The organism is Pseudovibrio axinellae, assembly GCF_900110875.1.
In the GTDB taxonomy this organism is placed as follows: domain Bacteria; phylum Pseudomonadota; class Alphaproteobacteria; order Rhizobiales; family Stappiaceae; genus Pseudovibrio; species Pseudovibrio axinellae.
In genome coordinates this window covers 311415-324373 of sequence record NZ_FOFM01000005.1, presented here as the reverse complement: position 1 = coordinate 324373, position 12959 = coordinate 311415, and the positions used below count along the sequence as shown (strand labels likewise).

Annotated in this window: 9 protein-coding genes and 1 riboswitch; of the genes, 6 read left to right on the top strand and 3 right to left on the bottom strand. The window is 49.8% G+C overall.

The window, feature by feature from the left end; genetic code table 11:
- Window positions 1-116 precede the first annotated feature (116 nt).
- Entirely contained in the window at window positions 117-1589 is a 1473-nt protein-coding gene (gene zwf, locus BMZ51_RS13575) for a glucose-6-phosphate dehydrogenase (protein WP_068002237.1), read from the bottom strand.
- Window positions 1590-2071: 482 nt separating this feature from the next.
- Here zwf and ade point away from each other — a divergent pair, with 482 nt between their 5' ends.
- Together ade and BMZ51_RS13565 are read left to right on the top strand one after the other, a co-directional pair.
- Window positions 2072-3787, top strand: a complete 1716-nt coding sequence (gene ade / locus BMZ51_RS13570; RefSeq protein WP_068002234.1) for an adenine deaminase — start codon at window positions 2072-2074, stop codon at window positions 3785-3787.
- A gap of 241 nt (window positions 3788-4028) precedes the next feature.
- Window positions 4029-5696, top strand: coding sequence for a long-chain-fatty-acid--CoA ligase (locus BMZ51_RS13565; protein WP_068002231.1), 1668 nt, complete (start codon window positions 4029-4031; stop codon window positions 5694-5696).
- Window positions 5697-5762: 66 nt separating this feature from the next.
- Here BMZ51_RS13565 and BMZ51_RS13560 read toward each other — a convergent pair whose 3' ends face one another.
- The gene (locus BMZ51_RS13560; RefSeq protein WP_068002228.1) at window positions 5763-6737 is read right to left on the bottom strand and encodes a DMT family transporter; all 975 of its coding nucleotides are present in this window, start codon (window positions 6735-6737) and stop codon (window positions 5763-5765) included.
- Window positions 6738-7138: 401 nt separating this feature from the next.
- Between BMZ51_RS13560 and BMZ51_RS13555 the strand changes: the two genes are divergently transcribed.
- The gene (locus tag BMZ51_RS13555) at window positions 7139-9451 is read left to right on the top strand and encodes a xanthine dehydrogenase family protein molybdopterin-binding subunit (RefSeq protein WP_068002225.1); all 2313 of its coding nucleotides are present in this window, start codon (window positions 7139-7141) and stop codon (window positions 9449-9451) included.
- Window positions 9452-9522: 71 nt separating this feature from the next.
- Here the strand turns inward: BMZ51_RS13555 and BMZ51_RS13550 are convergent, their stop codons facing one another.
- Entirely contained in the window at window positions 9523-9759 is a 237-nt protein-coding gene (locus tag BMZ51_RS13550; protein ID WP_068002221.1) for an Lrp/AsnC ligand binding domain-containing protein, read from the bottom strand.
- Window positions 9760-9944: 185 nt separating this feature from the next.
- Window positions 9945-10054, top strand: a riboswitch (TPP riboswitch).
- Between the two features lie 41 nt (window positions 10055-10095).
- Here BMZ51_RS13550 and BMZ51_RS13545 point away from each other — a divergent pair.
- From BMZ51_RS13545 to BMZ51_RS13535, 3 genes are read left to right on the top strand one after another with little or no spacing between them, the layout of a single operon-like run.
- Window positions 10096-10854 carry a hydroxyethylthiazole kinase gene (locus BMZ51_RS13545; RefSeq protein ID WP_068002218.1) on the top strand — a complete coding sequence of 253 codons (759 nt, stop codon included), beginning with the start codon at window positions 10096-10098 and terminating at the stop codon, window positions 10852-10854.
- Complete coding sequence (gene thiD / locus BMZ51_RS13540) at window positions 10851-11654, top strand: bifunctional hydroxymethylpyrimidine kinase/phosphomethylpyrimidine kinase (RefSeq protein ID WP_068002215.1); 804 nt, start codon at window positions 10851-10853, stop codon at window positions 11652-11654. Before BMZ51_RS13545 ends, thiD begins: the two co-directional genes overlap by 4 nt.
- A gap of 12 nt (window positions 11655-11666) precedes the next feature.
- Complete coding sequence (locus BMZ51_RS13535; protein WP_068002212.1) at window positions 11667-12770, top strand: TRAP transporter substrate-binding protein; 1104 nt, start codon at window positions 11667-11669, stop codon at window positions 12768-12770.
- Window positions 12771-12959: the final 189 nt, after the last annotated feature.

Sequence of the window (12959 nt, the reverse complement as noted above, 5' to 3'; positions counted from 1 at the left end):
GTTCTGCTTGTGGTTCTGATCTGTCCAAAGGAATGTTAGTGCTTAGATAATGGGGGCTACGGGAGAGGGGCTTTTGCAGGTAAAGGGGTGCCGATGGCTCGGCACCTTTGCTGCTATCAGTAACTCTCATCATGCCATGTACGGCCATCTCGCTCGATCAGTGCGATGGATGCAGACGGCCCCCAGGTACCTGATGTATATGGCTTTGGAGCCTCTTTGAGGTGTGACCAGTGCTCTAGGATCGGGTCAATCCACTTCCAGGCTGCTTCCACTTCATCACGGCGCATGAACAACGTCTGGTTGCCGCGGATCATGTCCATGATGAGGCGTTCATAGGCATCTGGTTGGCGGACGTTGAAGGCCTCTGCAAAGGTCATGTCCAGCGGCACTTCGCGTAGGCGCATAGAGCTGGAGCCCGGGTCTTTGATCATCACCTGCATCTTGACGCCTTCATCTGGTTGCAGGCGGATAACCAGCTTATTGGCTGCAATCCTCCCGGCTCCGGGTAGGAAAATGGAGTGTGGCAGGTCTTTAAACTGGATGGTGATCTCTGAAACACGAGCTGCGAGGCGCTTGCCTGTACGTAGGTAGAAGGGCACGTTGGCCCATCGCCAGCTCTGGATGTCTACCTTTGCTGCCACGAAGGTTTCCGTGTGGGAATCGGGATGTCCCAGTTCATCAAGGTAGCCCTTTACAGCACCGCCAGCAGAAGCACCTGCTCGGTATTGCCCACGCACGGTGTTTCGCTCGACCATTTCTGCAGACATTGGATGCAGAGCTTTCAAGACCTTGAGCTTTTCATCTCGCACGCTGTCTGGGGCCATGGATTCTGGAGGTTCCATTGCGACAAGACAAAGCAGCTGGAGTAGGTGATTTTGCACCATATCACGCAGAGCCCCTGCGGTGTCGTAATAGCCAGCGCGGCCTTCAACGCCGAGAGTTTCTGCCACCGTGATCTGCACATGATCTATGTGAGCTGCATTCCAAAGGGGTTCAAACAGCACATTGGCGAACCGCAGGGCCATGAGGTTTTGAACGGTTTCTTTGCCAAGATAGTGATCGATACGAAAGATCTGATGCTCTTTAAAGACCGAGCCGATGGTTTCGTTTACGGTATGGGCTGACTTGCCGTTCTTGCCAATTGGCTTTTCGATCGTAACGCGAGATTTTTCGGTCACCAGATTATGTTCGCCAAGGGATGAACAGATCGGGCCGAAGAAATCAGGAGAAACAGACAGGTAGAAGGCGCGGACGACGCCTTCGCGGCCAGCTAGCGTTTGCTCCAATGTTTCCCACCCGGTATTTTGGGCGACGTCGACGGATACATACTGGATGCGTGCCAGAAAGCGTTCCAGTGCATCTTGATCAATGTCTGCAACGTGTTCGCAGATCGCTTTACGAGCCCAGTCCCGGTATTCATCATCGCTAAGCGGGCGGCGGGAAACTGCAATGATACGGGCACCTTCGCCAAGTTGACCAACAGGTTCGCGGTGATAGAGGGACGGCAGCAACTTGCGGTGAGCAAGGTCGCCTGTTCCTCCAAAAACGACGAGATCAAATGGATCAGATTGTGCAGGACGGTTCGGCATGGAGTTCCCTTGGTCGTGAGCCGGTATTGGATATCCGGCTTCAATTGCTTGGCATGCGTTGTTTCAGATGGGGGAATTGTGGGAGAAATCCCACAGGCCAGCTGAATTATATTTGTTTGTAGAGTTGCAAGAGGCGCGGCTCTTGGGCCGCAGGCCGGCAGTTTGACTGCTCTTTTTACGTCAAAACTCATACAAAGGTTGTACCTATGAATTCGCACCTCTGTTTGGTCTGGGTTTCGTCAAAAAGCAAGCAAAAATACGAATGTGCCTAGAAACTAGGCACTGAGCCTTGGCAAAACCAGAGCTGAGCTTTGATGTGCCATAAATTCTGTGGGTTTTATTACCTTGCTGGAGTGATTTGTACAATTCCAACAAGCATTTGTATTGGTGGGATTGGGGAGCTTGTAATCTTTTGCTAAGCTGATGAGCACGAAAAATAGGTGAGGAGGGCATGGGATGTTCTTCCTCTGGGAGGATGCATTATGAAATCTCGCCAGCAAAAAGTCGCCGGTTTAAAATCTTTCATCGATCAGGGGCAAGGGAATACCCCTGCTGATGTGGTGTTAAAGAATGTCGGGCTGTTCAACGTAATTGATGGAAGTTTGACCACGACCGATATTGCTATTTGCGGTGAGAAGATCGTTGGGACCTACGATACCTATCATGGCTTAACGGAAATTGATTGCAGTGGGAAAACTGCAGTCCCTGGTTTTATCGATACCCATCTGCATGTGGAATCCTCGCTGGTAACTCCCTTTGAGTTTGATCGATGTGTCTTGCCTCACGGTGTGACCACTGCGATCTGCGACCCTCATGAAATTGCAAATGTAACGGGCGCAGCAGGGATCCAGTACTTTCTTGATAGCTCAGTTGAGACGATCATGGATTTGCGCGTGAACCTGTCTTCGTGTGTGCCTGCGACGCAATTTGAAACTGCTGGCGCGCGGTTGGAGATTGACGACCTTTTGCCATTTAAGGAGCATCCGAGTGTCATTGGGCTTGCCGAATTCATGAACTTTCCTGGCGTGCTTGCAGGTGACCCGGATGCACTTGCAAAAATCGCCGAGTTTGAGAATGAGCATATCGATGGTCATGCGCCACTTGTGCGCGGCAAAGCCTTAAACGGCTACCTTTCCGCTGGAATTCGCACTGACCACGAAGCTACGACAGCTGAAGAAGCCCTGGAGAAGATCACTAAGGGTATGACGATTTTGATCAGGGAAGGTTCCGTTTCTAAGGATCTGGATGCTCTGGCACCTGTTCTGACACCGCAAACATCAAGCTTCGTCGCATTGTGTACCGATGACAGGAACCCGCTTGATATTGCTGAGGAAGGGCACCTTGATAGCCTTATTCGGCGTTTGATCGCCCATGGATGTGCGCCAATGGACGTATATCGTGCGGCAAGCTGGTCTGCAGCAAATGCGTTTGGATTGAGGGATCGTGGATTAATTGCTCCAGGCTGGCGTGCTGATATCGTTTTGCTTAATGATTTGGATAGCTGTGATGTTGCTGAGGTCATCAGCGCTGGACGCCTGGTGACGCCAGAGCTGTTTGCCAACCGGAAGCTGGTTGAGCCGGAAGGGCTGCAGGACAGTTGCCATGCCGCGCCAGTGAGTGCTGACAGCTTTGATGTGCAAGCGCGGCAAGAAACCTCTGTAATTGGCGTGAAACCGGGATTGATTATCACTGAGCATTTGAAGATGAGACTCCCTGCTCAGGATAGCGCTTCGCAGATCGACCTTGGGCAGGATGCGCTTAAGGTTGCAGTGGTTGAGCGACATGGAAAAACAGGCAATATCGCCACTGGGTTCGTTAACGGCTTTGGGATGACTTGCGGTGCGATCGCGTCCTCTGTCGGGCATGACAGTCATAATATTTGCGTTGTTGGTGCTGATGAAGAAGCGATGGCCGTCGCAGTAAACCGGTGTGTTGCGTTGAAGGGGGGATTCGTTGTCGCGAAAGGGAGTGATGTGATTGCTGAAATGGAGCTGCCGCTCGCCGGGTTGATGAGCCTTGAGCGGTTTGAAGTTGTAAAGGAACACCTTGAAGAGTTGCGGGCTGCGGCAAAGTCACTTGATTGTGTGCTGCCAGAACCGTTTTTGCAGGTTGCATTCTTGCCTCTTCCAGTTATTCCCCACCTTAAAATTACTGATTTTGGGCTGTTTGATGTTTCTAAGTTTGCACTCGTACAATAGAGCAGGACATTGAAATCTCTTTGTTTATCGAGAAAAAATCAGGAGAATTGAGGAAAGTGATACATTGAAGTTCAACCCTATGTCTGGGTTGACGCACTGGTAAGCTTATCTCAAGTTCTGCGCAAAACATGATGCAATAAGGTTTTTCTGATATGGTGCGCACTCGAACTTCAGCGTTCAGTCTGGGTTTCCTGTCAACTTCGTCTGAAGAACTAAAATAATTCGGGGAGGAGATCTGCATATGGTGACAGATCGTGAGGGACAACTGGAATTTCCAATTCGTACCATCGACAGCTATCTGGATGAGACCGTAAAGAGTTATGCTCACCGTCCAGCTATCTATTTTATGGGCAAGACTACAAGCTATGGCGAACTGGGAGACTTCGTCGAGCGCACTGCAGGCGCCCTTCAGGCGATGGGTGTGAAAAAAGGCGATAAGGTCGGTTTGTGTTTGCCCAACACGCCATATTACACCATTTTCTATTTCGCGATCCTGAAAGTTGGTGGAGTCGTTGTCAACTTCAACCCGCTTTATGTTGAGCGCGAAATCGCCTTCCAGGCGAGGGACTCTGGTGCCCGCATCATGGTGACTATGGATCTTTCTGTGATCTATGACCGGGTGGAAGCGGTTCGTCAGGAAGGGGCTTTAGACAACATCATTGTATGTCCAATGGCAGACATCCTACCTCAGCCGAAAAAACTCCTGTTCAAGATGTTCAAACGCAAGGATGTTTCCAACATTCCAGCGGACAAAGCTCATATCCGCTTTAAGAACTTTCTTGCTAAAGGTAGGGCGGTTACTCCGGTCGAGATTGAACCGAAGGAAGATGTTGCGATCTTGCAGTACACTGGTGGTACAACTGGTGTTCCAAAGGGCGCAATGCTAACGCATTATAACATCACTTCGAATATGGAGATGCTGGATAGCCATTATGGTGAATTGAGGCGTGGTCAAGAGAAAACACTATGCGTGTTGCCTTTCTTCCATGTGTTCGCAATGACTGTTTTGCAGAACCTGTCTATTCTTGGAGCAGCAGAGATGCTGCTGATGCCGCGCTTTGATTTGAAAGAACTGCTTGATCTTGCTGCCAAGAAAAAGCCAACTCTATTTGCAGCGGTTCCAACAATCTACACTGCAATCAACAATAGCGAGATGACCAAGAATTACGATCTTAGTTCGATCAACTATTGTATGTCTGGTGGCGCGCCGCTTCCTGTTGAAGTGAAGCAGAAGTTTGAAGCGCTGACCGGGTGTGTTCTGGTGGAAGGCTACGGTTTGACGGAGAGTTCTCCAGTTGCCGCAGCTAATCCTATGGACGGGACTGGTAAAGACGGTTCGATTGGTGTGGTCATGCAGGGCACGTCTATTGAGTTCCGTGATCTGGATGAGCCTGAAAAGGTTGTTGAACGCGGTCAAAAAGGCGAGCTGTGTATTATCGGCCCGCAGGTTATGAAGGGCTACTGGAATCGTCCTGATGAAACGGCCAAGACGCTCGAAGATGGCCGTGCGTTGCACACGGGCGACGTCGGTTATATGGATGAGGAAGGGTTTATCTTCCTTGTAGATCGTATCAAAGACCTCATCATCTGCTCTGGTTACAATGTCTATCCGCGTGTGATCGAGGAGGCGTTGTATCAGCACTCAGCGGTTGCTGAGGTTATTGTGATTGCGATCCCTGATGGATACCGCGGTCAGGCGCCTAAGGCTTTCGTGAAGCTGAAAGATGGCGAAAGCAGCAGCGAAGGTGAGCTGAAGGAGTTCTTGAAGGACCATATTTCGAAAATCGAGATGCCTCAGGCAATTGAATTCCGGGATGAGCTTCCAAAAACAATGGTTGGTAAACTCTCCAAGAAAGAGCTTGTCGAGGAAGAAAAAGCTAAGGCTCGGACTCTCGAAAACGCAAGCTGAATAAGCCGTTTGCAAAAGATAAGCCCTCGCAAGTGCGAGGGCTTTTTTTTGTACGTGATCGTTACGTTAATGTGTTTTGGAGGGAGCTGTTCCCGTAGCAACTTTTTTGCCGAGTACTGTCTCACGGTGCAGTGTGTACAACGAGGCTGCTACAATGATGGCTCCGCCGAGATATGTCGTCCAGAGCGGCCAAACACCGAATATGACGATGGATATGATTGCGGCATATACGAGCCGGATGTAATCGAATGGCGCGATTGCAGAAGCTTCACCAAACCTAAGGGCTTGAATATTGCACATTTGTGCACCCCAGCTGACACCGGCTAAGCAGAGCAATAGGATTGCATCGTTAACACTAATGGGAGCCCAGTTGTAAATGCCAAATGGCGCCATTATCAGCCCGACAAAGGTGGCCTGAAACGTCAAGATCGTAATTGGCCGATCAAGCTGTGTGACTTTTCTCAAAATGATGCCAACGAGCGCGGCACAGGCTGAGGCAAAAATAGCCATGGCGCTGTAGATGCTCATTTCAGCGCCGGTACCAGGCTGAACGATGACCATCACTCCGATAAAGCCTAGGAGCGTTGCTGATATGCGGTGAACTCCAATGACCTCTTTCAAGAAAATGACGGCGAAAATCGTAATGAAAAACGTTCTTGCAAAGCCGATGACCGTGCTTTCTGCAAGTGGCAAATGGATAACCGCTGTAAAGCCCAAGTACATTGCAGCGGCTGCAAGCAGAATACGGCCAAGGTGAAGCAATGGAGCCTGTGTTTTAAGTGAGCCCGGGAAACCTTTTATGACGACTGGTGCCGAGATTGCCAGCATGAAGAACTGACGAAGCATAAGGATTTGAGTAACGTGTAGATGATCGCCGAGCAGTTTGATGATTGTGCTCATAACGGCCATAAGGAATGTTGCCAGAAGGGCCCAGCAGATACCGCGTGTGTTATTTGAAAGGCTTTGCCATTTTTCGGAAAACCTCGTTTTGTACGCAGCAGGTGATGAGCTGCCTTCAGGCGTGGCTGAAGGAACAGGCATGTAACTGCTTTCGAAGCTGCCTTGTTACGAGCAAAAGACCAGACCCGATGTCCGGTGCAAAGTGATGTTCGCTAAGGAGCGTACATCGTAACAAGGATCAGATGGGTGTTTGGCTTAAATAACCTAATGTTTGTAGTTTGGTCAAATTCTAAAATAAATTTTAACTTGAGAGTTTCGACAGGGAGCGCGAAGCTCGTAACAACTTATGAGTTCAAGTATCCTGCCATAAACTGCGCAATATCAGGTGGTACTTGTGCCAAGTAACTATTGTAATTGGACCTCTGCGGTGTTGTAGAAAACACTTGCAGGTTGAAAAAAGCACTGTAGTTTCTCTGCTGATACGTAAAAAGCTGTATTGGGAGGTGCGGTGTTGTGTCGCTCTCCAGACTTTTGAGGTTTTCATGAATCAGATTGCTACACCGAAGTTTGGAGTTGGTGCTCCCGTTCGCCGAAAAGAAGATGCTGACTTTATTTCCGGAAAGGGTCATTACACCGATGATCTGAAAGTGGCTGGAAGTGCCCACGCTGTTGTCTTGCGGTCATCACTTGCGTTTGCAAAATTCACTCTGGGAGGACTGGATGATGCACGGGCTATGGAGGGTGTGAACCTCATTTTGACAGCTGCGGATATTGAAGAAACAAACTCTATTCCGTGTAAAGCAGTGCTGCGACAGATCGATGGGAGCAAGCATTGGGTTCCTAAGCGTGAAGTCCTTTGCTCTGATACAGTTCGTTTTGTGGGAGACGCGATCGCTTTTATTGTGGCTGACACTATTGAGCAAGCGCGTGCTGCTTTGGAAATGATTGAGGTAGATTATGGGGACATGGACCCCGCGATAGGGACAGAAGCTGCATTAGGTGAAGATGCGCCTTTGGTTTGGCCTGAGCATGGCTCAAACCAAGCATTTCACATTGGAATGGGCAATAAGGACGCGATGGAAGAGGCTTTCCAGACTGCCCATCACGTTACAAAGATTAAGGTCGTTAATAACCGTGTCGTTTCCAACGCTGTCGAGCCACGGGCTTGTCTTGGCGAATTTGATACGCAGAGTGGCCGATACACTTTGACGACAGGGACCCAGGGTGGGCACGCTGTTCGCGATGTAATTTCGAAGCACATTCTTGGAATTGACCCAAAAGATATCCGAGTGGTGACGCCTGATGTGGGCGGTGGCTTTGGGACAAAAATATTCACCTACCTAGAGTACCCGCTCTGCTTGATAGCTGCGAAACGTCTGGGCCGCCCTGTTAAATGGCTGCAGGAACGTACTGAGCATTTTGTATCTGATGCACATGGCCGCGATAATGTGTCCACTGCAGAGCTGGCGTTGGATGAGAACGGTAGAATGACTGGCCTTAAGGTTGATGTACTTGCAAATATGGGCGCTTATCTACATGAGTTTGGCCCGGGTATCCCCGGCACTGGCATTACAATGTCCTCTGGACTCTATGATGTTCCTGCAACATGGATAGAGGCAAAAGGCGTTTACACAAACACAGTGCCACTTGATGCCTTCCGCGGTGCAGGGCGTCCTGAAGCCCTTTATTTGATTGAGCGTTTGGCAGATAAAGCAGCCTATGAAATAGGTATGGACCCAGCTGAGTTTCGCCGGCAAAGCTTTATCGCTGACGATGCGCTCCCATATACCACGGCGACAGGGCGTACTTATGATACCGGGTCCTTTGGAGCGCACCTGACAAAAGCTTTGGAGAAGGCGCAGTATCTTACATTTGCTGAGCGTGAAGAGGAAAGCCGAGCGAAGGGGCTTTACCGTGGGTTTGGGCTATCAAGCTATGTGGAGGCCTGCGCATTTCCTGGTGGTGAAGAAGCTAAGCTGGAGCTGAACGCGAACGGCACTGTGACATTGCTGATTGGTACTCAGAGCAATGGGCAGGGCCATGCGACTGCATATGGGCAAATTATTGCTGAACAATTTGGTTTACAGATGGACCAGGTGGAGATGGTGCAGGGTGATACCGACCGTGTCGCCACTGGTGGCGGAACCGGTGGGTCTAGGTCGATTCCGCTCGGTCTGCCTTCTGTTAAGGCGGCATCAGAGACATTAGTTGCTAAGATCAAAGAGATTGCCAGCGAGAAGCTAGAGGTTGGTGTTGGGGATCTTACGCTGGAGGATGGTCAGGTCCGCGTTGTTGGTACGGACCAGCAAGTCAGCCTTGTGAGTGTGGCTGAATCTCAGGAAAGTACTTTGAGTGCAGCCGAAAAAGTGATGCAGGATGAATGTACTTACCCGAATGGCACCCATGTGTGTGAGGTTGAGATTGATCCTGATACTGGCAAAACAGAAGTGGTCAACTATGTGATCGTTGATGACTTTGGTGTCACAGTGAATCCTATGCTTTTGGCAGGGCAGGTGCATGGGGGAGCTGGCCAAGCGATCTCACAGGCTCTTTGTGAGCATACTGTTTATGATGAGGACGGTCAGCTGCTGAGTGCATCTTTCATGGACTATCATGTTGCTCGTGCAGATGATTTGCCGAGTTTTGATTTCTCAACCAACAACGTTCCTTCGACGACAAATGCAATGGGAATTAAAGGGGCTGGTGAGGCTGGTTCTATTGGAGCTGCGCCTGCGGTGATGAATGCCGTACAAAATGCGCTGCGAAAGAACGCCGGTGTTGAGCATATCAATATGCCTGCTACACCCATTGCGGTCTGGACTGCAATTCAGGAAGCTCAAAGCGCCGGAAGTTAGTTTTGGTATTTCGTGGAGCGAATAGTTTTGAAGCAACAGGCGGGTTTGTGGCCCGCCTGTTTGTGTTGTGATTAGAATGCCTTAAAGGTGATAGTGGTTTTGGTGTCTTGTATGCCTTCAAACACCTGAACCTTGTCGGCAACAAAATGACCGATGTCGTCATCATCGTTTATGTAGAATTTGGCCAGCAGATCGTAATCTCCGGAAGTGGAGTAGATTTCGGAGGCAATTTCCGCGTCAGCAATGGCATTGGCAACCTGATAGGTTTTTCCCAGCTGGCATTTGATTTGAACAAAGAACGGAATCATTTATCGGCTATCCTTCTGTTCCGTAAGCTTAAATTTGAGCTTGCGTTGTTTTGTAGGCATTTTGCAGCGAAGTAGCGTTTTTTTGCAAGCTTTTGCGTTTTTTAGTGAAAACTACCCCCAGTTGCCTCTGCTTGGTGTCGCTCGTTTCCTCTTGCAGTTCCTGCTCTAGTTTGTTAGCAAAAAACAAGAGCCAATGGGGGTGCCCTGACATGATTGACGGGCTGAGAGGCTGTTCTGCCAACTCCTAGAACCTGATCCGGATTGTACCGGCGGAGGGAATTGGGATGTGTACCAATGTAATCGTTCCCGCCGAAATCGATAGGGGAGCGAAAACAAATGTCCTATACAGCTGACGATTTTTGGCAGGTCTTTGAAAACCTGCGTGCACGCGGTGTTCGGGTTCATTGCCTGACGAACTCAGTTGCACAAAACATTACGGCGAATGTCATGCTGGCCTGTAATATTGTGCCTTCCATGACTGCGTCTCATGATGAAATTCCAACATTTATCGATAGTGTGGATGGGTTGCTCGTGAACCTTGGGACGCTTGATGGCAAGCGGCGGCACGGGATTCGGCTCGGCCTTGAGGGGGCTATCAAGAAACCTATACCAGTCGTGCTGGATCCGGTTAAAGTGGATCGTTCTGACATTCGTATGCAGTTTGCCAGAGACATACTGGCTGAGAACGTGTCGATCCTGAAAGCCAACCAAGCGGAGTATGAGGGGCTAAAAGAGGCTGTCTCAGACAAACAGTTGGTTGTACGCACAGGGCAAGAGGATCTCGTATTTTCTGGTCAACATACGTACAAAATGAGCAACGGCCATGTTTACATGGACAAAGTGACTGGTATTGGCTGTGCTTTGGGCGGGGTTATGGCTGGTTTTGCGGCAGTGGAGCCTGATCAAGAGCTCGCCATGCTTGCTGCACTTGCCATTTATGGTGTGTGCGGGGAGATTGCAGCTGAGCAGGCGAGGGGACCGGGAAGCTTCACGCCAGCTTTCCTCGATACTCTCTATGGCTTGCAGGGTGACCAGTTCAACGAGCGCCTCAAACTAGAAATAATAAATAATAATGGTGGAGTGCTGGCTGAATGAGTGCGATAGCAGTCACAATTGCGGGTTCTGATTCCGGCGGTGGCGCTGGGATTCAGGCTGATCTGAAGGCTTTTTCTGCACTGGGTGTTTATGGAGCGAGCGTGATTACCGCGTTAACTGCACAGAACACAAAGGGTGTAAGCGCAATTCAGGATGTTCCACCGCTCTTTGTTGCAGACCAGATGGATGCGGTTTTTTCTGACTTAAAAGTGGATGCCGTAAAAGTTGGAATGCTGTCACAGCCAGAAGTAATTGATGTTCTTGCCACAAAACTGGCGGAATATAATGTAACGCGCCTCGTCCTTGATCCCGTTATGGTGGCGACTTCCGGGGATGTCTTGTTGCAAAGCTCGGCAGTTTCTTCGCTGAAGCAAAGGCTGTTTCCTTTGGCGATGATGATCACGCCCAATATGCAAGAAGCAGCTTTCTTGCTTGATCAGCCTTTGGCCGCGTCTCGTGAAGATATGCGTCAACAGGCTTTGGCGTTGCTTGATCTGGGCGCGCAACGGGTCCTTTTAAAAGGCGGACACGGGGTTGATGAGACCTGTGATGATCTGTTTTTAACCAGGGAAGTGGAGAGGTGGTATTCTGCTCCCCGGTACAAAACGCAAAATACCCATGGGACGGGGTGTACCTTATCATCTGCAATTGCAGCTGGCCTGGCAAAGGGGCTTGAGCTGGAAGATGCAATTGGTGAGGCAAAGAAATACATAAGTCAGGCGATTAGGGCTGCAGATACGCTTGATGTGGGTGAAGGACATGGTCCGGTACACCATTTCCATGAATTCTGGCCTAAGTAGAAGGCGGAGATAATGATTAAAGAAAACGAGAAAAACCTGACCCGCCGTCAGGCGTTTGGGCTTGCTGCAGGGGCTGTTGCCGGAGGTGCTGCATTGGCTGCGCCAGCTGTTGCCCAAAGTTCAGAGCCGGTTATTGAGTGGCGTATGGTCACTAGCTGGCCAAAAAACCTGCCGGGCCCTGGAATGTCTGCGCAACGCATTTGTGATCGTATCAATATGATGAGCAACGGCCGCATGCGTGTTCGCCTGTTTGCTGCTGGTGAGCTGGTTCCAGCTTTTGAAGTGTTTGATGCTGTTTCCAGCGGGACAGCACAGATGGGGCATTCTGCTGCTATGTATTGGGCAGGGAAAATGCCGGCGTCGGTGTTCTTTACTACTGTTCCGTTTGGGCTTCTGCCACATGAACACACTGCATGGATTGACCAACTTGGCGGTCAACAGCTCTGGGATGAGCTTTATGCTCCCTTTGGTGTAAAGCCGTTTATGGGCGGCAACACCGGGCCGACAATGGCTGGGTGGTACCGAGAGCCAGTTGAGACACTTGATGACTTGAAGGGCCGCAAACTGCGTATGGCGGGCCTTGGCGGTGAGGTCATGCGCAAGCTTGGTGTTACGCCCGTCAACATTCCGGCTTCTGAGATCTTCACAAGCCTACAGACACATGTGGTGGACGGCGTCGAGTTTCTCGGCCCTTGGAGCGATAGCGCATTGGGTTTCCAGAAACTGGTGAAGTATTATTACGGCCCAGGTTTCAACAAGCCAAATGGCACCGGTGAAGGCATCGTGAACGCAGTTGCTTTGGAAGGCCTGCCACTTGATTTGCAGGCAGTCGTTGAAAATGCATGTCGTGTGGAAGCTGATCTGGCGCTCTCAGAAGCTAACGCGCAAAATGCCGCAAGCCTGAAGGTGTTGCAAACGGAACATAGCGTTGAAATCCGCGAGTTTCCGGAGGACGTTCTAAGCACCTTGAAAATTAAGAGTGAAGAGGTGCTCGACGTTTACACGCAAAAAGACAAAGCAACTCGTAATATTTATGAGAGTTACATACAGGCGAAAGAAGCTCTCTCTGATTGGAGTGCTCTGTCACTTGGCAAAAACATCTCAACAAGAGCTTAGAGAGCGTATTGAACACTATTGGAAGGCCCTCCATTTGGAGGGTTTTTTATTTGCGGAAGTTTTACCACAGAAAAATAATCAGTAAAACTGTCTAAAATGCTAATCGATTACAGATGATTTCAGATCGTGACATTGATTGTTTCTGTATTATCAAAGCATACCTCCAAAAATACGAATGTAATAAATTTT